The sequence below is a fragment of the Pseudomonas sp. E45-MNA-CIBAN-0222 genome, from assembly GCF_040310405.1.
Taxonomy (GTDB): domain Bacteria; phylum Pseudomonadota; class Gammaproteobacteria; order Pseudomonadales; family Pseudomonadaceae; genus Stutzerimonas; species Stutzerimonas stutzeri_AC.
Genome location: NZ_JBEOPU010000007.1, coordinates 233,772 through 256,375 on the forward strand (window position 1 = coordinate 233,772; position 22,604 = coordinate 256,375).

The window sequence follows — 22,604 nt, forward strand, 5'->3', positions numbered from 1 at the left end:
CCGGAACGAGCCTCGCTGTATTCCAAGGCAATGCCTCAGGATCGGAAATCTGCTGTTTAGATAGATCGTCTATGGCCGCCAGGCCGACTATGTCTCATGCGAGGTGCCAGTCAGGGCGAACTGCGCAGGACGTGATGGCTGACCGATGGCGAGGTAATGAGCACCATCGTCGCGAGCAGAGCTGTGAATCCGCTGTTTTTCGGATTTGGATGGGGGCATTGCGTTTGCATGGCCGTAACCCTCTGTTCGTGCCTTGCTCGGCATATGTCGCAGCCAATGCCGTGCTGGCAATGGTCGACGCCTCGGCCGGTGGCCGTATGTTCAGCAGCTTTGCTGCCGGAGGTTGCGCTATCGCCGGAGCCGCGTCGCGGCTGGGGGCGTAGCGGTTTGCAAGACTAGTAACCCAATGCACGTTCATGTGCGACGTCCCTTTCCACCTGGAATTGTCGGTACGCGCTTATGATTGCCACCCGTGCTGGATAGTTCCCGAGCCAACTACCGTTGATCGGTGAGTTTTTTTGAACGGAATCACGGGTTCATCAGCAGCCTGGACGCTGCTCTTTGCGATTGGCTGGGGACAGAACAAGAGGTGCGCTAAGACAGGCCGAGTGCGCCACGCTGGACGTCGGCGTTCGTTTCACTGGTTCGGGACGGGCGGAACCGTAGTGGCTCCGCCGCTGGTTTCGCCTTACTCGTCGGCCGCATCGCGCAGGAATACCAGGCGATCGGCGGATGAATCAGCGGGACTGTATCGATACCCCTCGTAATCGAACCCGGACAGCTGGTTGGGGTCGCCAATACGCTCCTTGATCACCCAGCGGGCCATGAGCCCCCGAGCTTTCTTGGCGTAGAACGAGATGATCTTGTACTGGCCGTTCTTCATGTCCTTGAAGTCGACATTGATGACCCGTGCGTTCAACGCCTTGCGTTTGACCGCGCTGAAGTACTCGTTGGAGGCCAGGTTCAGCAAAACATCGTCACCCTGCTCGGCGAGCGCCTCGTTCAACCAGCCACTGATGCGCTCGCCCCAGAACGCGTAGAGATCCTTGCCGCGCGGATTGGTCAGTTTGGTGCCCATTTCCAGCCGATACGGCTGCATCAGGTCCAGCGGCCGTAACAGGCCGTAGAGCCCCGACAGCATGCGCAGATGCTCCTGTGCGAACAGCAGGTCGCTCTCGGTGAAATCCTCGACGCTCAGTCCGGTGTAGACATCGCCCTTGAAGGCGAGCAGGGCCTGTTTGGCATTCTCCGGCGTGAAGTCAGCCGACCAGCTGCCGTAGCGCGCGACGTTCAAGGCGGCCAGCTTGTCGGAAAGGTGCATGAGTTCGCTGATCTGCGCTGGTGAGTAATCGCGCAACTGGTCGATCAGCAGCTGCGAGTGCTCCAGGTATTGAGGCTGGGTGAAGCGTTCGGTTATCGGGGGTGTTTCGTAGTCGAGCGTCTTGGCGGGGGAAATCACCATCAGCATGTACGGGTCTCCTGTCTGATGGCGCGATTGTAGGGGTACGAGCGGAGCGGCTCCAGCTATAGCCGCCATAGGCAACGGTTGACCTTCCCTGCGTGGCAAGGCAAAAGCTAGAAGGCGTCAACCAAGGAGTTCGTATGTCTGGCTGCAATCATGCGCAATGGCAACCGCCCCACGACTACCGTCCGCTGGAGCGCAGCTCCGAGCGTCAGACCTGGGCGGTGGTTATTCTGACCGGCTTGACCATGGTGGTGGAAATCGTCGCCGGATACTGGTTCAACTCCATGGCCTTACTTGCGGACGGTTGGCATATGGCCTCGCACATGGTCGCCATCGGCCTGGCGGCGCTGGCGTATCTGCTGGCTCGGCGCTATGCGACGGACCAGCGTTTTGCGTTCGGAACCTGGAAGATCGAGGTCCTGGCCGGTTTCACCAGCGCCTTGCTGCTGGTCGTCGTGGCGCTGTTCATGATCGGCGAATCGCTGTCGCGGCTCTGGTCGCCGGTCGCGATCGGTTTCGATGCGGCGTTGATGGTCGCGGTGATCGGCTTGCTGGTGAATCTGCTGTCCGCCTGGTTGCTTCGGGATCAGCATGACCACGACCACGACCACGACCACGACCACGACCACGACCACGGTGACCACGGGCATGACCATTCGCATGAGCGCGCTTCGGGTGGCAAGGACCTGAATCGGCACGCCGCCTTCATCCATGTGCTGACCGATGCGCTGACGTCGGTGGCTGCGATCATCGCGCTGCTGGGCGGCAAGTTCTTCGGCTGGAGCTGGTTGGACCCGGTGATGGGTATCGTCGGTGCGCTGGTTATCCTTGTCTGGGCGCGCGGCCTGCTACGGGATACCGCCAAGGCACTGCTCGATCGGGAGATGGATGATCCGCTGGTGCACAGGGTTCGGGAGGCGCTGCAGGAGGTGCCGGATACCGAAGTCACCGATCTGCATCTGTGGCGGGTAGGGCGTGCGCAATACAGCTGCATCCTGAGCCTGGTGACGCATCAGGCGCACACCGCCGACCACTACAAGACTGTGCTGCACGACTTTCCACAGTTGGTGCACGTCACCGTGGAAGTGAATCGCTGCGACGAAAGCGCGCACCTTGATCATCGACAATAGCGCGGCCGAAACCCACGCGCCAAGGCCGTTTGGTCGATTGATAAAAAAAAGTCGAGTTCAACGGAAAAGACTTTTGTCTGTCATAACTTTTACGGTATTACCGAGTTCAGACCGCCGAACCCTGCGACACAGGTGGCGGCTCCTGGGCAGCCCCGAATCCACCGGCTTCCCTCGTCCGCTCACCTGAATCGCATGGCGGTCACTGTGCAGCGAAGCGCTTTCGGCTCTTCGTTTCTGGCCCCAGAAGAAGGTGATCGGTATGGATGACTACGGCAGATCTCGCGCGACCCAGCCCACGCTCTACGTCCTCGACACGAATGTACTGATCCACGATCCCAACGCTTTGCTGAACTTCCAGGAACATCAGGTCGCCATCCCGATGACCGTGCTGGAAGAGCTCGATCAACTCAAGGCCGGCAAGCACAGCGTGGCAGCCGAGTGCCGTCAGGCGATTCGTCTGATCGACAAGCTGCTCGGTGATGCAACGCCGGAAGAGGTCGAACTCGGCGTGCCGATCCAGCGTGGCAAGAGTGGGCCGTCCGGCAGCCTGTCGATTCTCATGAGCAAGCGTGGCGAGCCAAACGCATTACCGGAAGATCTGAATGACAACAAGATCATCAACCAGGTGGTCGAGCTGAGCAAACAGCGTCCCGGCGTGCCTGTAGTGCTGGTCACCAAGGACATCAACATGCGCCTGAAGGCGCGTGCCTGTGGCGTAGCGGCGGAGGATTACCATACCGATCAGCTAGTCGATGACGTCGGCCAGCTTTCTCCTGGCTATCACAGCGTCAGCGGCTCGTTTTGGGATCGCGTAAGCAAGGTCGAGACCCATCAGGGCCATGGGCGCACCTGGCACCGCGTACAGCTGACCGATAACCTGCCCGCGGTACACATCAACGAGTTCATCATCGACGAACAGGGCTTTGTCGGCTGGATCAAGGGCATCAAGGCCGATGAGCTACTGCTGCTTGACCTCCATCAGGAGCCGCTGCTGCATCAGGAAGCCTGGGGCTTGCGCCCGCGGGACATCCATCAGGCATTGGCGCTGTTCGCCTTGCTCGATCCGGACATCCATCTGGTCAACCTGTCCGGCGCGGCCGGTTCGGGCAAGACCATTCTCGCGCTGGCTGCCGCCATCGAGCAGACCGTGGTCAGCAAGCGCTACCGGCGCATCATCGCCACCCGCAGCGTCCAGGGGCTGGACGAGGATATCGGCTTTCTGCCCGGCACCGAGGCCGAGAAGATGGAGCCATGGCTGGGCGCGATTACCGATAACCTCGAAGCACTGCACATGGAGGACGAGAACACCCACGGCAGCATCGACTACATCCTGCAAAAGGTGCCGCTGCAGTTCAAATCGCTGAACTACATCCGCGGTCGCAGCTTCCAGCAGAGCCTGATCCTGATCGACGAATGCCAGAACCTCACGCCACACCAGATGAAAACCATCATCACCCGTGCGGGCAACGGCTCGAAGGTGGTCTGTCTGGGTAACCTGGCGCAGATCGACACGCCATATCTGTCGGCGACCAGTTCGGGGCTTACCTACCTGACCGAGCGCTTCAAGGACTTTTCCCACGGTGTTCACATCACCCTGCAGGGGGTGCCGCGTTCGGTGCTGGCCGAATACGCCGAAGCGCACATGTAGCGGAGAAGCGCGCGACGATGCCCGGTAGTACCTCTTACGGGGGCGGGTTCATCGTCGGCGGCTGCGGTAGACTCGTGATTTTCCGATCAGGAGCGCCGAATGCTCACCCATCTCGATTCCCAAGGCCGGGCCAGCATGGTCGACGTCACCGACAAGGCCGTGACCGCCCGTGAAGCGGTGGCCGAGGCCCGCGTCCGCATGCTGCCGGACACTCTGCAGATGATCCAGCAGGGTGGCCATCCCAAGGGCGACGTCTTCGCCGTGGCGCGCATCGCCGGCATCCAGGCGGCGAAGAAGACCTACGAACTGATTCCGCTGTGCCATCCACTACTGCTCACCAGTATCAAGGTCGAGCTGCAGGCGGATGGCGAAGACTGCGTGCTGATTCGCGCCGCCTGCAAGCTGGCCGGACAGACCGGTGTCGAGATGGAAGCCTTGACCGCTGCCAGCGTCGCTGCGCTGACGATCTACGACATGTGCAAGGCGGTGGATCGCGGCATGGTCATCGAAGGCGTGCGCCTGCTGGAAAAACTCGGCGGCAAGAGCGGTCACTGGCAGGTGCAGGCATGATTACGGTCCAGTTCTTTGCCCGCTATCGCGAAGCCCTTGGCAGTGATGGCGAGCGTCTGCAATGGGATGCCTCGCTTGCCTGCGTGGACGACCTGCGCCGGCAGCTGCTTGCGCGGGGCGGTGTCTGGGAGGTGCTTGCCGAGCAGAATCTGATGTGTGCCCGCAATCAGGAACTCTGCGGTCTCGACGAGCCAATCACCGATGGCGATGAAGTCGCTTTCTTTCCCACCGTGACCGGAGGCTGAGCATGGCGGTTCGTGTACAGACGGCAGCGTTCGACCCCGGTGCCGAACTCAATGCGCTGCATGCGGCCAACCTGGGGATTGGTGGGGTCGCCGGGTTCGTCGGGTACGTAAGGGATTTCAATGACGGCCAGGATGTGGCCGGGATGTTCCTCGAGCATGCGCCGGGGATGACCGAAAAGGCGCTGGAAAAGATCATCAGCGAGGCGGAGCAGCGCTGGCCCCTATTGCGGCTTGATGTACTGCACCGCGTTGGCGCGTTGGCGCCAGGCGAGCCAATCGTTTTCGTTGGTGCGGCGAGCGCCCATCGCGATGCCGCCTTCGATGCCTGTCGCTTCGTAATGGATTATCTGAAGACGCGGGCCCCATTCTGGAAAAAGGAAACTACGTCCTCCGGGCCGCGCTGGGTGGAAGGTCGCGCCAGCGATCAGGTTGCGGCCGAACGCTGGAGCGAGAAGGGCTGAGCTTTCAGTAAAAGGTGATGTACATCTTGAAGGCTAGGGTCGAAAACATGGCGAGCACTCCAAGCCCCAGCAAGCCCACGCCCCACTGCGTGTCCCGGTAAGCGAAGCCTACGCATAGCAGGATGAAGCCGATGACGATGAGCGTCAGAAGCCAGTGAATGCTGTCCATCGGTTATCTCCTTGCGTTCGGTGCTGTGTACAACTCTAGCCGCTGCGTAATGACTGAGGCTTGACTCAGGTCATCGCCAAGTCAGGGTAGGCATTGCAGGAGGAGGACGCGGTAACCGATACCGCGTCTGGCTGATTCAGCGAGAGTGGGGAACAGGGGCGAGCAGTTCTGCCGAGGGCATCTCGCACTGAATCTTGCGGCCGATCAACGCTTCGATGGGCGGCAGGGCAAAGGAGTCGTCTTCGCCAGCGAAGCTGATCGAGGTTCCGCTGGAGCCGGCACGACCGGTTCGTCCGATGCGGTGCACGTAGTCATCCGGATCCTCAGGCAGGGTGAAGTTGATCACGTGACTGATGCCATCGACATGAATGCCGCGACCAGCGACATCGGTCGCCACGAGCACGCGTATCTTGCCTTCACGGAAGCCTTCCAGTGTTCGGATGCGTTTGTGCTGCGGCACGTCGCCGGACATCTGCGCGGCGCTGATGCCGTCGCGGGTCAGGCGCTCTTCGATTCGCCGTACCTCGTCCTTGCGGTTGGCGAAGACCATCACCCGCGTCCAGTCATTCTGGGTGATCAGGTTGTACAGCAGCTTGTACTTGTCACTGCCGGCCACGGCGAATACGTGCTGTTCGACGGTGTCGCTGGCGACGTTCTCCGGCTCGATCTCGACCACGGCCGGGTTGGTCGTCCATTGCTGCGCCAGGTTCATTACGTCATCGGTGAACGTGGCGGAGAACAGCAGGGTCTGGCGCTCGCTCTTGGGTGGTGTCTGCCGGATGATCTGGCGAACCTGTGGGATGAAGCCCATGTCGAGCATGCGGTCGGCCTCGTCCAGCACCATCACCTCGACCATGTCCAGATGCACCTCGCCACGCTGGTTGAAGTCCAGCAGGCGACCGGGCGTGGCAACCAGGATGTCGCAGAACTTCGATTCCAGCAGCTTGAGCTGCTTGTCGAAATCCATGCCGCCAACGAAGCTCATCACGTTCAGGTTGGTGTACTTGGTCAGGTCCAGCGCGTCATTGGCAATCTGCACCACGAGCTCACGGGTCGGCGCGATGATCAGCGCGCGCGGCTCGCCCATGTAGCGATCTTTCGGCGGCGGTGTATCGAGCAGCTGCGTTATGGTGGAAATAAGGAAGGCGGCCGTCTTGCCGGTGCCGGTCTGGGCGCGGCCAATGGCGTCTCTTCCGGCGAGGGTGTAGCCGAGCACCTGGGCCTGGATCGGTGTGCAGTAAGGGAATCCCAGATCGTGAATCGCATGCATCAGCTCAGGCGCGAGCTTGAAGTCGTGGAAGCGGGTTTTGCCTTCGACGGCTTCGACGGCGAAATCTTCCAGCTTCCATGCAGGGGCGGCTGGCTTGGCTGGTTTGCTGCTGCGCTGACGTCGCGGTTTTTCCGCACTACGCTCCGGGGCCAGCTGCTTGGATGAAGTGTCGGTTGTTTCGACTGACTGCTGGGAGGGCGCGCTGTGCTGCTGCGCCTCGTTGCCGGCAGCCGGGGTGCTGTCGGCTACGCCGGCCCGCACATCCGGGGCCTTGCCAAAGATTTTCTTGAGTGCTTTGAGCACGGTCTTCTCGTCATTTATTAGGAAAGTGTCGCGCGCCAGTGTAATGCAAGACGCATTCGTGGCGAAGTCTCGCGCTCAGGATGGCCTGTCTTTCGACCAGCGCGCTGTTGCCAGCGTGGTCTTTGACGGTAGAGCGTCGATGGCTATCGGCCTTTCAGCGTATCGAGCGTGCTGATCAGTCTGGCCTTGGCCATTCCTGCAGGGGAGCGAGCTGATCGGATTGATGCAACCCTCTATCAACGACGCGTCCCTGCAGCGAAGTGCGCCTTAGTCTGAGCGCACGCTTTGTATATCAGGCGAGACGTGCAGCGAGCCATTCGCCAATGTCGCGGATCTCCTCGGGCAGCACCTCGTGCCCCATCGGATAGTCGCGCCAGGTTACTTTGATGCCTGCATCGTGCAGGCATTGATACGCGGCGCGGCCCATAGCCGAAGGCACCACATCGTCGCGACTGCCATGCAGGCATAGCACCGGGTAGTGCAGCGCTTCTGCGGAAAATGCCGGTGACTCGGTGAAAGTTGGCGCGTAGGTCGAAAGGGCAACGATGCCCCCCAGCGGCCCTCTCCAGCGTAGAAAGGCGGTATGCAGGACAACCGCGCCACCTTGGGAAAAGCCGGCCAGGACAATGCGCGCCGGGTCGATGCCCGCATCGCGCTGCGCTTCGATCAGCGTGATGATCTGCTGAGCTGAGGCTTCAAGTTCCTCGTGGTTGATAGCCCGAGCGGGGCTCATGGCAAGGATGTCGTACCAGCTCGGCATGCTCCAGCCGCCGTTGATGGTTACTGGACGCGTCGGTGCCTGGGGTAGAACGAAGCGCGTGCTGTGCAGGCGTTGCTGCAACGCCTCGGCCACCGGCAGAAAGTCATAGCGATCAGCGCCCAGGCCATGTAGCCAGATTACGCAGGCATCAGCTACTTCAGTGGGTTCGAGTATCAACGGTTCGCTCATGGATCGGCTCCAGTTGGGGGCAGGTCGCCTCGTCTTGGGGCAGTCAGGTGCTGCCGGCGAGGAAGTAACGCGAGGTTACCCGGTCCTGCGCGGCGATAGAACCGGTGCGAGAGCCTCTTGTTCACACCACGCAAAGAGCTGGTACGCGGCTTGCTTCGTCCTGCCCGCCCTGGCCGCAAGCGGCCTTTAAATACGGGGCGCGGCGATGAAATCAAACAACGTTGCCGATCATCCAAGGGCGACTAGACTCAGGTCAGGCTGCCGTCGCCTCGCTGTTGTCCGATAGGGGCGTCGAGGGACGTATGGCCGGAACCCGAGAATAAGAAAGCAAACTGGAGGTTTCGATGATTAGGGTGAAATCCACACTGGCTGCGCTGGGTGCAGCGTCGTTGCTGGGCGTCAGCGGGCTGGCGCAGGCAGGGGCGACCCTCGATGCGGTGCAGAAGAAAGGATTCGTGCAGTGCGGCATCAGTGACGGCCTTCCGGGCTTTTCTTACGCCGATGCCAAAGGGCAGTATCTGGGTATTGATGTCGATGTCTGTCGCGCAGTCGCTGCAGCAGTGTTCGGCGATGCCAGTAAGGTCAAGTACAGCCCGCTGACCGCCAAGGAGCGTTTCACTGCGCTGCAGTCGGGCGAAGTCGATGTGCTCTCGCGCAACACCACTTGGACCAGCTCGCGTGACGCAGCCATGGGGCTGAACTTTACCGGCGTGACCTACTACGATGGGCAAGGTTTTCTGGTGAACAAGGAGCTCGGCGTCAGCAGCGCCAAGGAGCTGGATGGCGCCACAGTGTGCATCCAGGCTGGAACCACCACCGAGCTGAACCTTTCCGACTATTTCCGCGCCAACAGCCTGAAATACACCCCCATTACCTACGACACGTCTGACGAAAGCGCCAAGTCGCTGGAGTCCGGTCGCTGCGACGTGCTGACCTCTGACCAGTCACAGCTCTATGCCCAGCGTATCAAGCTGGCCAATCCCGATCAGTATGTCGTGTTGCCCGAGGTGATCTCCAAGGAGCCGCTTGGCCCAGCAGTCCGCCAGGGTGATGAGGAGTGGTTCGATATCGTGCGCTGGACGCTGTTCGCCATGGTGAATGCCGAAGAGCTTGGCGTGACCGCTGCCAATGTCGAAGAGACCGCCAAAAGCACCAAGAACCCCGATGTGGCACGTCTGCTCGGCGCGGAAGGTGAGTACGGCAAGGATCTCAAATTGCCGAAAGACTGGGCGGTTCAGATCGTCAAGCAAGTGGGCAATTATGGTGAGATCTTCGATCGCAACGTAGGGGCTGGCAGCGAGCTGAAGATCGAGCGCGGCCTCAATGCCTTGTGGAACAACGGTGGCCTGCAATACGCACCGCCGGTGCGCTGAGCCCGCTGGCCGGCCTGGTGCCGGCCATGTTCATGGATGAGCACGGCCGGCCCGAAAGGGCCAGCCGTGCGGCATGAGGACTTTCAATGCGTTCGATCGCCAAAGGCACTGTGCCGCGACGTTCGTTGCTCACCGATCCACAAATACGCGCTTGGGTGTTCCAGGTATTAGCGGTTTTGGCGGTGGTAGCGTTCGGCTGGTACCTGTTTCATAACACGCAGACCAATCTTTCCCATCGCGGTATCACCTCCGGGTTCGGCTTCCTGAACAACGCCGCCGGCTTCGGTATCTCACAGCACCTGATCGATTACAGAGAGAGCGACACCTATGGTCGTGTCTTCTGGGTCGGATTGCTCAATACCCTGCTGGTCAGCGTCATAGGGATAATCCTGGCCACGGTCATGGGTTTCGTCCTCGGAGTGGGGCGACTCTCAAGCAACTGGCTGATGCGCCAGTTGGCAACGCTCTATATAGAGATCTTCCGCAACGTCCCGCCGTTGCTGCTGATCTTCTTCGTCTACTTCGCAGTGATCAGCCCGTTGCCTGGGCCACGTAACAGCCTGAGCTTGTGGGATGCGGTATTTATCAACAACCGCGGCGTGCAGATGCCGGCACCCAGCGCTGCGGATGGCTTCTGGGCGTTCTGGCTGGCACTGCTGGTCGCGCTGGTTGCGGTGGTCCTGCTCAATCGTTGGGCGCGCGCGCGGCGGCATGCCACCGGGAAAATGTTTCCGGTGTTCTGGACCAGCCTGGGGCTTTTCCTGGCGATTCCGTGGCTGGGGACATTCATTGCGGGCGCCCCTTTCACTTGGGAGGTACCCGAGCTACAGCGCTTCAATATCCGTGGTGGGTGGGTCGTGATACCCGAGCTGGTGTCGATTGTGGTGGCGTTGTCGGTGTACACCGCGGCGTTCATCGGCGAGACGGTGCGTTCGGGCATTCAGGCGGTCAGCCATGGCCAGAACGAAGCGGCGGCATCTCTTGGCTTGCGGCCGGGCCAGGTATTGCGGCTGGTGATCGTGCCACAAGCGTTGCGAGTAATCGTGCCGCCGCTGACCAGCCAGTACCTCAATCTGGCGAAGAACTCGTCCCTGGCGGCGGCCATCGGCTATCCGGACATGGTGTCGTTGTTCGCCGGTACGGTGCTCAACCAGACCGGGCAGGCCATCGAAACCATGGCCATCACCATGAGCGTCTATCTGGCCATCAGCATCAGCATTTCGCTGCTGATGAACTGGTACAACAAGCGCATTGCGCTGATCGAGCGGTGAGCGCATGACTATTCATACCTTCAAGCCCGACCTGCCACCACCGACGATCAGCATCGGTGCGCTCGGCTGGCTACGGGCCAATCTGTTCTCCAGCTGGATCAACACCCTGCTGACCCTCGTGGGGCTGTACCTCGTCTGGCTGATCGTGCCGCCGGTACTTGAGTGGGCCATCTTCAAGGCGGACTGGACCGGCGACACCCGCGCCGATTGCAGTCGCGAAGGTGCCTGCTGGGTGTTCATTCAGACCCGCTTTGGTCAGTTCATGTACGGCTTCTATCCCACGGAGCTGCGCTGGCGTGTCGATGCGGCAGCCTGGCTGGCTATCATCGGTGCGGCACCGCTGTTCCTGCGGCAGATGCCACACAAGTTGCGCTACGGGCTGGGCTATCTGCTGGTTTACCCGCTGCTGGCCTACTGGCTGCTGCATGGTGGCTTCCTCGGCCTGCAGACGGTGCCGACCAGCCAGTGGGGCGGGCTCATGCTAACGGTAGTGATCGCTGCAGTGGGCATTGCCGGTGCGTTGCCACTGGGCATTCTGCTGGCATTGGGACGGCGCTCGGATATGCCGGCTATTCGCGTGCTCTGCGTAACCTTCATCGAGTTCTGGCGCGGCGTGCCGTTGATCACCGTGCTGTTCATGTCCTCGGTCATGCTGCCGCTGTTCCTGCCCGAAGGCATGAGCCTCGACAAGCTGCTGCGGGCGATGCTGATGGTGGTGTTCTTCGAGGCCGCCTATATCGCCGAGGTGGTGCGCGGCGGCCTGCAGGCGATCCCCAAGGGGCAGTACGAGGCCGCGGCGGCCATGGGCCTTGGCTACTGGCGCAGCACGCTGCTGGTGATCCTGCCGCAGGCGCTGAAGCTGGTGATACCGGGCATCGTCAACACCTTCATTGCCCTGTTCAAGGACACCAGTCTGGTGATCATCATCGGCCTGTTCGACTTCCTCAACAGCATCAAGCGCGCCACCTCGGACCCGGCATGGCTGGGCATGTCCACCGAGGGCTACGTGTTCGCCGCGCTGGTGTACTGGATGTTCTGTTTCGGCATGTCCCGCTATTCGATGCGCCTGGAGCGCAAGCTGGACACTGGCCACAAGCATTAGGAGTGATATATGAGTGATTCAAACGCACAGGCCGAGCAGAGCAGCGAGCCGGTCATCCGCATGCAGGGCGTGCACAAATGGTTCGGTCAGTTCCATGTGCTCAAGGACATCAATCTCTCTGTGCGCCAGGGCGAGCGCATCGTGCTATGTGGTCCGTCCGGATCCGGCAAGTCCACCACCATCCGCTGCCTCAATCGCCTGGAAGAGCACCAGCAGGGGCGCATCGTCATCAATGGCGTGGAGCTAACCAGCGACCTCAAACAGATCGAGGCGATCCGCAGCGAAGTCGGCATGGTCTTTCAGCACTTCAACCTGTTCCCACACCTGACCGTGTTGCAGAACTGCACTCTGGCGCCAATGTGGGTGCGCAAGCTGCCACGCCGGCAGGCCGAGGAAATCGCCATGCATTATCTGGAGCGCGTGCGCATCCCGGAGCAGGCCAACAAATTTCCCGGCCAGCTCTCCGGAGGCCAGCAGCAGCGCGTGGCGATCGCTCGCGCGCTGTGCATGAAGCCGAAGATCATGCTGTTCGATGAGCCGACCTCGGCGCTCGATCCGGAAATGGTCAAGGAGGTGCTGGATACCATGGTCAGCCTCGCTGAAAGCGGCATGACTATGCTCTGCGTGACCCATGAGATGGGCTTCGCCCGCACCGTGGCGGACCGGGTGATCTTCATGGACAAGGGTGAGATAGTCGAACAGGCCGAGCCAGAGGTGTTCTTCACCAGTCCGGTCAATGACAGGACTAAGCTGTTTCTCAGCCAGATCCTGCACTGATCCGAGCCAGGCGGGGCGCGCCGTCGGAACACGCGGCGCCTGGCTGTGTTCAGCCTTAGCCTCGGCCGCCGTCATGGGCTAGAATACGCGCCCCGACTGCTCCCCCCTCCGAGGCTGTTCCGACGATGTTGATCCTGCGCGGCGCTCCCGCTCTTTCCGCCTTCCGTCATGGCAAGCTCCTGGCACAACTGACCGATAAGGTCCCCGCCGTCAGCGGGCTGTATGCCGAGTTCGCCCATTTCGCCGAGGTTTCCGGCACGCTTGGCGCGGATGAGCAGAACGTACTGACCCGCCTGCTGAAGTACGGCCCCAGCGTGCCGGTGCAGGAACCTGCCGGTCAGCTGTTTCTTGTGGTGCCGCGCTTCGGCACCATCTCGCCGTGGTCGAGCAAGGCGAGCGATATCGCCCACAACTGCGGCCTGGAGAAGATCCAGCGGCTGGAGCGGGGCATCGCCTATTACGTGCAGGGCGAGTTTTCCGATAGCGATACACAGCTGATTGCCGCGGCACTGCACGACCGCATGACGCAACTGGTGCTCGATCGCTTCGAAGAAGCCACCAACCTGTTCAGCCATGCCGAGCCTAAGCCGCTGACTGCAGTAGATATCCTCGGTGGCGGCCGCGCCGCGCTGGAAAAGGCCAATATCGAACTGGGCCTGGCCCTGGCCGAAGACGAAATCGATTATCTGGTCAGCGCCTTCCAGGGCCTCAAGCGCAACCCGCACGACATCGAGCTAATGATGTTCGCGCAGGCCAATTCCGAGCATTGCCGCCACAAGATCTTCAATGCCAGCTGGGACATCGACGGCGAAAGCCAGGACAAGTCGCTGTTCGGCATGATCAAGAACACCTACCAGATGCACAGCGAGAACGTGCTGTCCGCTTACAAGGACAACGCGTCGGTCATCGTTGGCCACACCGCAGGGCGTTTCTTCCCCAATCCTGAAACCCGCCAGTACGGCGCGGTGCAGGAGCCGGTGCACATCCTGATGAAGGTGGAAACCCACAACCACCCGACCGCCATCTCGCCGTTCTCCGGTGCTTCCACCGGTTCCGGTGGCGAAATTCGCGACGAGGGCGCCACCGGCCGCGGAGCCAAGCCCAAGGCAGGTCTGACTGGCTTCACCGTCTCCAACCTGAACATTCCCGGCTTCGAACAGCCGTGGGAACAGGCCTATGGCAAGCCGGAACGCATCGTCACGCCGCTGGACATCATGATCGAAGGCCCGCTGGGCGGCGCCGCGTTCAACAACGAGTTCGGCCGCCCGGCGCTGACCGGTTACTTCCGTACATTCGAGCAGTCGATCAACACGCCGCGCGGCGACGAGGTGCGTGGTTATCACAAGCCGATCATGCTCGCCGGTGGCATGGGCAACATCCGTGAAGATCACGTACAGAAAGCCGAGATTACCGTTGGCGCCAAGCTGATCGTGCTCGGCGGCCCGGCCATGCTGATCGGCCTGGGCGGAGGCGCCGCTTCCTCGGTCGCGACCGGTGCCAGCTCTGCCGATCTGGATTTCGCCTCGGTGCAGCGTGAGAACCCGGAAATGGAACGCCGTTGTCAGGAGGTCATCGACCGTTGCTGGCAGCTGGGCGACCAGAACCCCATCGCCTTCATCCATGACGTCGGCGCCGGTGGCATCTCCAACGCCTTCCCGGAGCTGGTCAACGATGGCGGCCGCGGTGGCCGCTTCGAACTGCGCAACGTGCCCAACGACGAGCCGGGCATGGCCCCGCACGAGATCTGGAGCAACGAGTCCCAGGAGCGCTACGTACTGGCCGTCAGCGCCGTCGATTTCGAGCGTTTCCAGGCCATCTGCGAACGAGAGCGCTGCCCGTTCGCCGTCGTCGGCGAGGCGACCGAAGAGCCACAACTGACCGTCACCGACAGCCATTTCGGCAACACCCCGGTGGATATGCCGCTCGAAGTGCTGCTCGGCAAGCCGCCGCGCATGCATCGCAGCGCCAGCCGCGAAGCGGAACTGGGCGATGACTTCGATGCGGCTACGGTTGATCTGAGCGAGGCGGTCACACGGGTGCTGCGCCACCCTGCGGTCGCCAGCAAGAGCTTCCTCATCACCATCGGTGACCGCAGCATCACCGGCCAGGTCGCTCGCGATCAGATGGTCGGCCCTTGGCAGGTGCCGGTCGCTGACTGCGCCGTCACGGCTACCAGCTACGATGTTTACACTGGCGAAGCCATGGCAATGGGCGAGCGCACGCCGCTGGCATTGCTGAACGCGCCGGCGTCAGGCCGCATGGCCATTGGCGAAACGCTGACCAACCTGGCAGCGGCGCGCATCGAGAAGATCTCCGACATCAAATTGTCCGCCAACTGGATGGCCGCCGCCGGCCATCCGGGCGAAGACGCACGGTTGTACGACACCGTTCGCGCCGTCGGCATGGAGCTGTGCCCGCAGCTGGGCCTGACCATTCCAGTGGGCAAGGACTCGATGTCGATGAAGACCCGCTGGAGCGAGGAGGGCGCCGAGAAAAGCGTGACCTCGCCGATGTCGCTGATCGTTTCCGGCTTTGCCCCGGTCACTGATATCCGCCAGACCCTGACCCCGCAGTTGCGCCTGGACAAGGGTGCTACGGACCTGATTCTGATCGATCTGGGGCGCGGGCAGAACCGCATGGGCGCTTCGATCCTCGCGCAGGTGTACGGGCAGCTTGGTCGTCAGGCACCTGACGTCGATGATGCCGAAGACCTGCAGGCGTTCTTCGCTGTGGTTCAGGGACTGAATGCCGACGGTCTGTTGCTTGCCTACCATGACCGTTCCGACGGTGGCCTGCTGACCACCGTGCTGGAAATGGCGTTTGCCGGTCACTGCGGCCTGAACCTCAATCTCGACGGTCTGCTGGAAAGCGCCGCAGATGTAGCACCCATGCTCTTCAACGAAGAGCTCGGTGCGGTGATCCAGGTGCGTCAGGGCGATACCGAAATCGTGCTGGCGCAGTTCAGTGCAGCCGGTCTGGGTGACTGCGTCGCTGTCATTGGTCAACCGGTCAACAATGGCCATGTGTCGATCAAGCACGGCGAGAGCGAAGTCTTCGCCGGTGAGCGCCGCCTGCTGCATCGGCAGTGGGCGGAAACCAGTTACCAGATCCAGCGTCTGCGCGATAACGCCGAGTGTGCCGATCAGGAGTTCGACGCGCTGCTCGAAGAGGACAGCCCAGGCCTTAGCGCCAAGCTGAGCTTCGACGTGAACGAAGACATCGCTGCGCCCTACATCAAGCGTGGCATTCGTCCGCAGATTGCGGTGCTGCGCGAGCAAGGCGTCAACGGCCAGGTAGAGATGGCGGCGGCGTTCGACCGTGCCGGTTTCGCCGCGGTCGACGTGCATATGAGTGACATCCTTTCCGGTCGTGTCAGCCTTGAGGAGTTCAAGGGCCTGGTCGCCTGCGGTGGCTTCTCCTACGGCGACGTGCTCGGCGCCGGTGAAGGCTGGGCCAAGTCGATTCTGTTCAACGCGCGTGCACGGGATGGCTTCCAGGCTTTCTTCGAGCGCAGGGACAGCTTCGCTCTGGGCGTGTGCAACGGTTGCCAGATGATGAGCAACCTGCACGAACTGATTCCGGGCACCGAGAACTGGCCGCACTTCGTGCGCAACCGCTCGGAGCAGTTCGAAGCGCGGGTGGCGATGGTTCAGATTCAGGATTCGCCGTCGATCTTCCTGCAGGGCATGGCCGGTTCACGCCTGCCGATCGCCATCGCTCACGGCGAAGGCCATGCGGAGTTCGAAAGCGAAGAGGCCATGCTGCAGGCCGATCTCTCCGGCACCGTTGCGCTGCGCTATGTAGACAGCCACGGCAAGGTCACCGAGCGCTATCCGGCCAACCCGAACGGTTCACCACGCGGTATCACCGGTCTTAGCAGCCGCGACGGCCGCGTGACCATCATGATGCCGCACCCTGAGCGAGTGTTCCGCGCAGTGACCAACTCCTGGCGTCCTGACGAGTGGCAGGAGGACGGTGGCTGGATGCGCATGTTCCGTAACGCACGGGTCTGGGTCGACTGACCGGTTGGGTCAATCCAGCCGCTCTCAAAAAGCCCGCCGATAACACATCGGCGGGCTTTTTCATTTGTGACGAAGGTCTATGAACCGGCAGCGCAAAGCGTCGTCTGAGCTATGACGCGACGCACTATTCTGCGTGCACACGGATGGCAGAATGCCAGTTCGCTCGGCCGGTCGAGGTTGGGCTCATCTACACGGAGAGGTCGATGTACAAGCTGTGTTTCTATGTTCCAGACAGTCATCTGGAGGCGGTCAAGAAAGCAGTATTCGCCGCGGGCGCGGGTCGCGTCGGTGCGTATGACAGCTGCTGCTGGCAAATGCTGGGGCAGGGGCAGTATCGGCCGCTGGACGGCAGCCAGCCATTTATCGGGCAGGTCGGCCAGGTGCAGCATGTGCCCGAGTGGAAGGTCGAAATGGTCGTGGCGGACGAGCTCATTCACGAAACAGTCAAAGCAATGAAGAAAGCCCATCCTTACGAGACGCCAGCCTTCGATGTCTGGCGCTTGTCCGATATGCAGTTCTGAGGCGGGCAACCCAGCCAGAATTGCCTTGATCTGGCCTGCCGGCTACTAGGGGCGAATCTCGATCAGCGTGCCATCCTTGACCAGCCCCCAGATCTCTCGCATGTCGCTGTTACTCAGCGCGATGCAGCCCTCGGTCCAGTCGAGGGTATGGAAGAACCACTCCGGATACTCCTCATCCAGCGGCGTGCCGTGAAGCATGATCATGCTTCCAGGCGGTACCCCCTCCTGTTGCGCGCGGGCCAGATCGCGGGCGTTGGGGTAGGAAATGTGCATCGACAGGTTGTACTTGTCGCTGGTCTTGCGCCAGTCGATCCAGTAGAAGCCTTCGGGTGTGCGCTTGTCGCCTTCGCGGACCTTCGCTCCGCTGGGCTGCTTGCCGAGCGAAACGCGATAGCTCTTGAGGGTCTGGCCAGCACTGACCAGATGGAGTTTGCGTTCCGACTTGATCACAAGGACCTTGTCGATGCGCGAGCCGTCCAGGCTGGGCGTCGCATTGGCGTGAGCGAGCGCGGTAAAAGTGAGGCAGAGCAAAGCGAGCAGCCAACGCATCGAGGCATTCCTGTCGAACTACATCAGACCTGTAAATGCGAGTCGGACCGGTAGGCCATTCAGTCTGATCTGGCCTGGTCCTGCTGGCGGTTGCGATAGCCTGTCACGGCTTCGTTGCGCACCGGGAAGGTCTGCTGAACCCGGTCGGCGAAATAGCATTCTAGGGTACGGCCTATGGTGGGAAAAGCCAGCTCGGACCAAGGGATGTCCTGTTGATGGAAGAGCCTGACTTCCAGGCTCTCATCCCCGGCGCAGAACTCCAGATCGACCAGTTGAGCGCGGAAGAACATGTACACCTGATTGATATGCGGCAGGTCGAACAGCGTATATAGCTGCAGGTCCCGAACCCTGGCGCAAGCTTCCTCTAACGTCTCGCGTTCTGCGGCCTGCTGCAGCGTTTCACCGTTTTCCATGAAGCCCGCCGGTAAAGTCCAGTAACCCCGCCTTGGCTCGATCGCGCGACGGCAGAGCAGCACACGGTCATCCCATACAGGCACGCAGCCGGCGACGATGCGCGGGTTCTGGTAGTGGACGGTCTGGCAGGCGTCGCAGACGAAGCGTGGGCGGTTGTCGCCATCGGGGATACGGACCAGCACCGGGTTGCCGCACTGGTTGCAGTACTTCATTGGTAAATTCCTGTTGGTTGCGGCAAATCTTGTTTCTTCCGCGCCGTTTGGACAAGGTAGTAACGTTGCGATCAGGTACGAAGATCGATCACGTTTCGCCGTTCAAACATTGACATCGCGGCGAGGCATTTGACGGCTGTGATTGGCGTCCCCAGGCCTTGGGCCGTTGCGCCTTTCATGCCATGATGCCGATCAAAGACGAAATGAGAAAATTCATGCTGGACACAATACTCCACCGGGTGCGCGCTCATTCCCCGCATCTCCTGGAGCCGGAAGGCCGCCTGCCCGAAGCGGCTGTATTGATGCCTATCACCCGCAGCGAATCGCCGGAGCTGGTGCTGACCCTTCGCGCCGCCGGTCTTTCCACCCATGGTGGAGAAGTGGCTTTCCCCGGCGGTCGCCGCGATCCGGAAGACCGCGATCTACTGCACACCGCGTTGCGTGAGGCCGAGGAAGAGGTTGGCCTGGCGCCAGGCATGGTCGAGGTTGTCGGTCCGCTCAGCAGCCTGGTGTCGGTGCATGGCATTCACGTCACGCCTTATGTTGGCTTGGTGCCGGATTACGTCGAATACCGCGCCAACGATGCGGAGATCGCCTCGGTCTTCTCGGTGCCGCTGGAATTCTTCTGCGAGGACCCTCGCGAGGTTACGCACCGCATCGATTACCAGGGACAGAGCTGGTACATCCCGTCCTACCGCTACGGCGAATACCAGATCTGGGGCCTCACGGCGATCATGATCGTCGAGCTGGTCAATGTGGTGTACGACGCCGGTATTGAAATGCGCCGCGCGCCTGCCGCATTCATCGACTTGTCCGGGCGCAGCGAACCCTGAGCGACGCCGACTCGGCGCCATATAGGAGCCCGGCCGGCGATCCATTCAAACTGATAAGAAAGAGGTGTGTCGTGAAATACCGTCTGGGAGAGTCGCGGGTCGATGCGCATCCGCAAAGCTGGGTAGCCCCCAATGCCACCTTGGTTGGGAAAATTCGGCTGGATGCCGGCGCCAGTGTCTGGTTCGGTGCCGTTCTGCGCGGCGATAACGAGCTGATCCATATCGGCGAAAACAGCAACGTCCAGGACGGCAGCGTCATGCACACCGATATGGGGCATCCGTTGACCCTGGGTACCGGTGTCACGGTTGGCCACAACGCCATGCTGCACGGCTGCACGGTGGGCGACTACAGCCTGATCGGCATCAATGCGGTGGTGCTCAACGGCGCCAAGATCGGCAGGCACTGCATCATCGGCGCCAACACGCTGATCGCCGAGGGCAAGGAAATTCCCGATGGCTCACTGGTGGTAGGCTCGCCGGGCAAGGTAGTGCGCGAGCTGAGCGACGAGCAGAAGAAGATGCTCGAAGCGAGCGCGGCCCATTACGTGCACAACGCTCAGCGCTATGCGCGTGAGTTGGAGCTCGATGAGTGAACACGCAGGAAAAGCCGGTTGCATCTCCCTGTGTCAGCCTTTGCGCACTGGATGAAGATGACTTGTGCGTCGGTTGCCAGCGCAGTGCAGACGAAATTCGCCGCTGGGGGTTGATGGGCAACGAGGAGCGCCGCGAGGTGCTTCAACGCTGCAGCGAGCGGCTTCGTCTCAGTGGGCAGCTGATGTAGGCGCGTGCCGGGTTCGTTTGTATTTCTAGAGTCGCGAGGATTCCATGCCAAGAATAGGCACACCATTGTCTTCCAGCGCTACGCGCGTCCTGCTGTGTGGCTGCGGCGAGCTTGGCAAGGAGCTGGTTATTGAGCTGCAACGCCTCGGCGTCGAAGTGATAGCCGTAGACCGCTACGCCAATGCGCCAGCGATGCAGGTCGCGCACCGCAGCCATGTGGTCGACATGCTCGACGGCGCCGCATTGCGCGCTGTGATCAAGCAGGAGCGTCCGCACTACATCGTGCCGGAGATCGAAGCCATCGCTACCGCCACGCTGGTTGAGCTGGAGCACGAAGGTTACACCGTGATTCCGACGGCCCGAGCCGCGCAACTGACGATGAATCGCGAAGGCATTCGTCGCCTGGCCGCAGAGGAGCTGGGACTGCCGACTTCACCCTACCGATTCGCGGATTCGCTGGAAGAGTGTCGCTCGGCGGCGATGGCTTTGGGCTTTCCCTGCCTGGTGAAGCCGGTTATGAGCTCGTCCGGCAAGGGGCAGTCGGTGTTGCGCAGCGAAGCTGATATCGATGCCGCCTGGGATTATGCGCAGGCAGGTGGTCGCGCAGGTCGCGGCCGGGTCATCGTCGAAGGCTTCATCGACTTCGATTACGAAATCACCTTGCTGACGGTGCGCCACGAGGGTGGCACTAGCTTCTGTGAGCCGGTCGGCCATCGCCAGGAGAAGGGTGACTATCAGGAGTCGTGGCAGCCACAGCCGATGGCGCCGGCGGCGCTGGCCGAGGCGAAGCGCATCGCACTGGCAGTAACCGAGGCGCTGGGCGGACGCGGCATCTTCGGCGTCGAGCTGTTCGTCAAAGGTGAACAGGTGTGGTTCTGCGAAATCTCTCCACGCCCTCACGATACCGGCCTTGTGACACTGGTTTCGCAGGATCTGTCCGAATTCGCGCTGCATGCGCGGGCCATTCTTGGGCTGCCGATTCCAAGTATCCGCCAGATGGGCCCTGCGGCTTCTGCAGTGATTTTGGTAGAGGGTGAATCCACCGAGGTGAGCTTCGGTAATCTCTCTGCCGTGCTCGCCGAGCCGGATACCGCGCTGCGCCTGTTTGGCAAGCCGGGCGTGAGTGGTCAGCGTCGTATGGGGGTGGCGCTGGCGCGTGATACGTCCATCGAAGCAGCGCGCGAAAAGGCGCTGCGAGCGGCAGGTGCGGTGAACGTCCAGTTATAAGCGTGGCGAGTGCTGCTATGCAGGTTCCTGCTCTGACGATGGCGAGGCGCTGATCGTCCAGGCCCTTACGCTCTTCACGCGATTATCTGCCGCCTGGAGGATTTCCAGGCGGTAGTCGCCAATCTGTAGGCAGATGCCGCTGTCGGGGATATGCTCCAGTGCTTCGGTGATCAGGCCGTTGAGCGTCTTGGGGCCGTCGCAGGGCAGCTGCCACTCCAGCGCTCGGTTCACCTCGCGGATATAGGCCGCGCCATCAATAACCAGGGTTCCGTCATCCTGCGGATGAATATCCGGGCTGCGCAGTACGTCCTGATTGCTGAATTCACCGACGATCTCTTCGAGGATGTCTTCTAGCGTGACGACGCCGCGTACATCGCCGTATTCGTCGACCACAATTCCGATTCGGCGCTTCTGCTTCTGGAAGTTCAGCAGCTGGGTGGACAGCGGCGTGTTCTCCGGTACGAAATAAGGCTCGTTGCAGGCTTCCAGCAGGCTTTCCTTGGTCAACTGGTCATGACTGAGTAGTCGGGCGATCTGTCGCATATGGACGATGCCTTCGATCTGGTTGATGTCGTTGCGAAAGACCGGCAGACGCGTGTGTGGCGTGGTGCGCAACAGTCCTATGATCGACTCCAGGTCATCGTCGAGATCAATGCCGGTGACCTCGTTGCGCGGGATCATGATGTCGTCGACGGTTACCCGTTCGAGGTCGAGGATGCCCAGCAGCATGCTTTGCCGATTCAGTGGCAGGTCGGCACCGGATTCACGTACGACACTGCGCAGTTCCTCGGTAGACAAGCTGTCGTTGCCCTTGTTGGATACGTCGACACCAAGCAGCTTGAGCAGCCCGTTGCTTACCCAGCCGAGCAACGCAACCAGCGGATACAGCACCTTTTGCAGCATCTTCAACGGCAGGCTGACCGGATAGGCGACGATCTCCGGGCGTAATGCGGCCAGCGTCTTGGGCGTGATTTCGCCGAAAATCAGCAGGATGATGGTCAGGCCGATGGTCGCGATGGCGATACCGGCCTCTCCCCAGAGCTGCATGGCCAGCACGGTGGCAATGGAGGAAGCGAGGATATTGACGAAGTTGTTGCCGACCAGAATCGTGCCAAGTAGGCGGTCGGGATGTGCGAGCAGTTCGCTGGCACGCAGTGCGCCTCGATGCCCCTCTTTGGCCTGATGCCTGAGGCGGTAGCGATTGAGGCTGAGCATGCCGGTTTCGGAGCTGGAGAAAAATGCCGAGCACAGCAACAGAAAGACCAGCAGTCCGACTAGAAAGCCAGGATGTAGATTTTCCACGAGTTAGCCTG

At 61.3% G+C, this 22,604-nt stretch carries 22 protein-coding genes; 15 read left to right on the forward strand and 7 right to left on the reverse strand.

Annotated features, from left to right (window positions below; genetic code table 11):
* Positions 1-688: 688 nt before the first annotated feature.
* Positions 689-1,468, reverse strand: a complete 780-nt coding sequence (gene yaaA, locus AAEZ08_RS13015) for a peroxide stress protein YaaA (protein ID WP_003285927.1) — start codon at positions 1,466-1,468, stop codon at positions 689-691.
* A 134-nt stretch (positions 1,469-1,602) separates the two neighbouring features.
* On the opposite strand from yaaA, the gene dmeF reads away from it, so the two are divergent.
* From dmeF to moaE, 5 genes are all read left to right on the forward strand, one after another.
* Entirely contained in the window at positions 1,603-2,595 is a 993-nt protein-coding gene (gene dmeF, locus AAEZ08_RS13020; protein ID WP_427702775.1) for a CDF family Co(II)/Ni(II) efflux transporter DmeF, read from the forward strand.
* Positions 2,596-2,854: 259 nt separating this feature from the next.
* Positions 2,855-4,243 (forward strand): PhoH family protein, encoded by a 1,389-nt coding sequence (locus AAEZ08_RS13025; protein WP_102821204.1) that lies wholly within the window; start codon positions 2,855-2,857, stop codon positions 4,241-4,243.
* Between the two features lie 99 nt (positions 4,244-4,342).
* Positions 4,343-4,813, forward strand: a complete 471-nt coding sequence (moaC, locus tag AAEZ08_RS13030) for a cyclic pyranopterin monophosphate synthase MoaC (protein ID WP_427702774.1) — start codon at positions 4,343-4,345, stop codon at positions 4,811-4,813.
* Positions 4,810-5,058: a MoaD/ThiS family protein gene (locus AAEZ08_RS13035; RefSeq protein WP_003285933.1), complete on the forward strand. Its 249-nt coding sequence runs from the start codon at positions 4,810-4,812 to the stop codon at positions 5,056-5,058. Before moaC ends, AAEZ08_RS13035 begins: the two co-directional genes overlap by 4 nt.
* Positions 5,059-5,060: 2 nt before the next feature.
* The gene (gene moaE / locus AAEZ08_RS13040; RefSeq protein WP_003285934.1) at positions 5,061-5,519 is read left to right on the forward strand and encodes a molybdopterin synthase catalytic subunit MoaE; all 459 of its coding nucleotides are present in this window, start codon (positions 5,061-5,063) and stop codon (positions 5,517-5,519) included.
* Positions 5,520-5,523: 4 nt separating this feature from the next.
* On the opposite strand, the gene AAEZ08_RS13045 is transcribed toward moaE, so the two are convergent.
* The 3 genes from AAEZ08_RS13045 to AAEZ08_RS13055 all read right to left on the reverse strand — a co-directional run bounded on the left by AAEZ08_RS13045 (position 5,524) and on the right by AAEZ08_RS13055 (position 8,210).
* Positions 5,524-5,688 carry a hypothetical protein gene (locus AAEZ08_RS13045; RefSeq protein ID WP_003285935.1) on the reverse strand — a complete coding sequence of 55 codons (165 nt, stop codon included), beginning with the start codon at positions 5,686-5,688 and terminating at the stop codon, positions 5,524-5,526.
* Positions 5,689-5,824: 136 nt separating this feature from the next.
* Positions 5,825-7,261, reverse strand: coding sequence for an ATP-dependent RNA helicase RhlB (rhlB, locus tag AAEZ08_RS13050; RefSeq protein WP_003285936.1), 1,437 nt, complete (start codon positions 7,259-7,261; stop codon positions 5,825-5,827).
* Between the two features lie 292 nt (positions 7,262-7,553).
* On the reverse strand, positions 7,554-8,210 hold the full coding sequence (locus tag AAEZ08_RS13055) for an alpha/beta hydrolase (protein WP_482695636.1): 657 nt from the start codon (positions 8,208-8,210) through the stop codon (positions 7,554-7,556).
* 344 nt (positions 8,211-8,554) lie between these two features.
* Between AAEZ08_RS13055 and AAEZ08_RS13060 the strand changes: the two genes are divergently transcribed.
* From AAEZ08_RS13060 to AAEZ08_RS13085, 6 genes are all read left to right on the forward strand, one after another.
* A complete protein-coding gene (locus AAEZ08_RS13060) occupies positions 8,555-9,583 on the forward strand; it encodes an amino acid ABC transporter substrate-binding protein (protein WP_036992256.1) in 1,029 nt (342 codons plus the stop codon).
* An 86-nt stretch (positions 9,584-9,669) separates the two neighbouring features.
* On the forward strand, positions 9,670-10,854 hold the full coding sequence (locus AAEZ08_RS13065; protein WP_003285939.1) for an amino acid ABC transporter permease: 1,185 nt from the start codon (positions 9,670-9,672) through the stop codon (positions 10,852-10,854).
* Positions 10,855-10,858: 4 nt separating this feature from the next.
* Positions 10,859-11,956: an amino acid ABC transporter permease gene (locus tag AAEZ08_RS13070; RefSeq protein ID WP_003285940.1), complete on the forward strand. Its 1,098-nt coding sequence runs from the start codon at positions 10,859-10,861 to the stop codon at positions 11,954-11,956.
* 9 nt (positions 11,957-11,965) lie between these two features.
* Positions 11,966-12,733 (forward strand): amino acid ABC transporter ATP-binding protein, encoded by a 768-nt coding sequence (locus AAEZ08_RS13075; RefSeq protein ID WP_003285942.1) that lies wholly within the window; start codon positions 11,966-11,968, stop codon positions 12,731-12,733.
* A gap of 125 nt (positions 12,734-12,858) precedes the next feature.
* Positions 12,859-16,755 (forward strand): phosphoribosylformylglycinamidine synthase, encoded by a 3,897-nt coding sequence (purL, locus tag AAEZ08_RS13080; RefSeq protein WP_500124434.1) that lies wholly within the window; start codon positions 12,859-12,861, stop codon positions 16,753-16,755.
* A 203-nt stretch (positions 16,756-16,958) separates the two neighbouring features.
* Positions 16,959-17,276, forward strand: a complete 318-nt coding sequence (locus tag AAEZ08_RS13085; protein ID WP_003282939.1) for a YqfO family protein — start codon at positions 16,959-16,961, stop codon at positions 17,274-17,276.
* A 45-nt stretch (positions 17,277-17,321) separates the two neighbouring features.
* Here AAEZ08_RS13085 and AAEZ08_RS13090 read toward each other — a convergent pair whose 3' ends face one another.
* Entirely contained in the window at positions 17,322-17,825 is a 504-nt protein-coding gene (locus AAEZ08_RS13090) for a L,D-transpeptidase family protein (RefSeq protein WP_003282940.1), read from the reverse strand.
* Between the two features lie 59 nt (positions 17,826-17,884).
* Positions 17,885-18,451, reverse strand: a complete 567-nt coding sequence (locus AAEZ08_RS13095; RefSeq protein ID WP_003282941.1) for an NUDIX hydrolase — start codon at positions 18,449-18,451, stop codon at positions 17,885-17,887.
* Between the two features lie 215 nt (positions 18,452-18,666).
* On the opposite strand from AAEZ08_RS13095, the gene AAEZ08_RS13100 reads away from it, so the two are divergent.
* The 4 genes from AAEZ08_RS13100 (at position 18,667) to purT (ending at position 21,291) form a co-directional block, all read left to right on the forward strand.
* The gene (locus AAEZ08_RS13100) at positions 18,667-19,284 is read left to right on the forward strand and encodes a CoA pyrophosphatase (RefSeq protein ID WP_003282943.1); all 618 of its coding nucleotides are present in this window, start codon (positions 18,667-18,669) and stop codon (positions 19,282-19,284) included.
* Between the two features lie 71 nt (positions 19,285-19,355).
* Positions 19,356-19,877 (forward strand): gamma carbonic anhydrase family protein, encoded by a 522-nt coding sequence (locus AAEZ08_RS13105; protein WP_003282944.1) that lies wholly within the window; start codon positions 19,356-19,358, stop codon positions 19,875-19,877.
* A complete protein-coding gene (locus AAEZ08_RS13110) occupies positions 19,874-20,065 on the forward strand; it encodes a DUF1289 domain-containing protein (protein ID WP_003282946.1) in 192 nt (63 codons plus the stop codon). Before AAEZ08_RS13105 ends, AAEZ08_RS13110 begins: the two co-directional genes overlap by 4 nt.
* A 44-nt stretch (positions 20,066-20,109) precedes the next feature.
* The gene (gene purT / locus AAEZ08_RS13115) at positions 20,110-21,291 is read left to right on the forward strand and encodes a formate-dependent phosphoribosylglycinamide formyltransferase (protein ID WP_003282947.1); all 1,182 of its coding nucleotides are present in this window, start codon (positions 20,110-20,112) and stop codon (positions 21,289-21,291) included.
* Between the two features lie 15 nt (positions 21,292-21,306).
* Here the strand turns inward: purT and AAEZ08_RS13120 are convergent, their stop codons facing one another.
* Positions 21,307-22,593: an HlyC/CorC family transporter gene (locus tag AAEZ08_RS13120; protein WP_003282949.1), complete on the reverse strand. Its 1,287-nt coding sequence runs from the start codon at positions 22,591-22,593 to the stop codon at positions 21,307-21,309.
* Positions 22,594-22,604 lie beyond the last annotated feature (11 nt).

Coding starts and splice junctions, on each gene's coding strand:
- yaaA (WP_003285927.1), bottom strand. CDS start 1,468: ATGCTGATGGTGATTTCCCCCGCCAAGACGCTCGACTACGAAACACCC.
- dmeF (WP_427702775.1), top strand. CDS start 1,603: ATGTCTGGCTGCAATCATGCGCAATGGCAACCGCCCCACGACTACCGT.
- AAEZ08_RS13025 (WP_102821204.1), top strand. CDS start 2,855: ATGGATGACTACGGCAGATCTCGCGCGACCCAGCCCACGCTCTACGTC.
- moaC (WP_427702774.1), top strand. CDS start 4,343: ATGCTCACCCATCTCGATTCCCAAGGCCGGGCCAGCATGGTCGACGTC.
- AAEZ08_RS13035 (WP_003285933.1), top strand. CDS start 4,810: ATGATTACGGTCCAGTTCTTTGCCCGCTATCGCGAAGCCCTTGGCAGT.
- moaE (WP_003285934.1), top strand. CDS start 5,061: ATGGCGGTTCGTGTACAGACGGCAGCGTTCGACCCCGGTGCCGAACTC.
- AAEZ08_RS13045 (WP_003285935.1), bottom strand. CDS start 5,688: ATGGACAGCATTCACTGGCTTCTGACGCTCATCGTCATCGGCTTCATC.
- AAEZ08_RS13055 (WP_482695636.1), bottom strand. CDS start 8,210: ATGAGCGAACCGTTGATACTCGAACCCACTGAAGTAGCTGATGCCTGC.
- AAEZ08_RS13060 (WP_036992256.1), top strand. CDS start 8,555: ATGATTAGGGTGAAATCCACACTGGCTGCGCTGGGTGCAGCGTCGTTG.
- AAEZ08_RS13065 (WP_003285939.1), top strand. CDS start 9,670: ATGCGTTCGATCGCCAAAGGCACTGTGCCGCGACGTTCGTTGCTCACC.
- AAEZ08_RS13070 (WP_003285940.1), top strand. CDS start 10,859: ATGACTATTCATACCTTCAAGCCCGACCTGCCACCACCGACGATCAGC.
- AAEZ08_RS13075 (WP_003285942.1), top strand. CDS start 11,966: ATGAGTGATTCAAACGCACAGGCCGAGCAGAGCAGCGAGCCGGTCATC.
- purL (WP_500124434.1), top strand. CDS start 12,859: ATGTTGATCCTGCGCGGCGCTCCCGCTCTTTCCGCCTTCCGTCATGGC.
- AAEZ08_RS13085 (WP_003282939.1), top strand. CDS start 16,959: ATGTACAAGCTGTGTTTCTATGTTCCAGACAGTCATCTGGAGGCGGTC.
- AAEZ08_RS13090 (WP_003282940.1), bottom strand. CDS start 17,825: ATGCGTTGGCTGCTCGCTTTGCTCTGCCTCACTTTTACCGCGCTCGCT.
- AAEZ08_RS13095 (WP_003282941.1), bottom strand. CDS start 18,451: ATGAAGTACTGCAACCAGTGCGGCAACCCGGTGCTGGTCCGTATCCCC.
- AAEZ08_RS13100 (WP_003282943.1), top strand. CDS start 18,667: ATGCTGGACACAATACTCCACCGGGTGCGCGCTCATTCCCCGCATCTC.
- purT (WP_003282947.1), top strand. CDS start 20,110: ATGCCAAGAATAGGCACACCATTGTCTTCCAGCGCTACGCGCGTCCTG.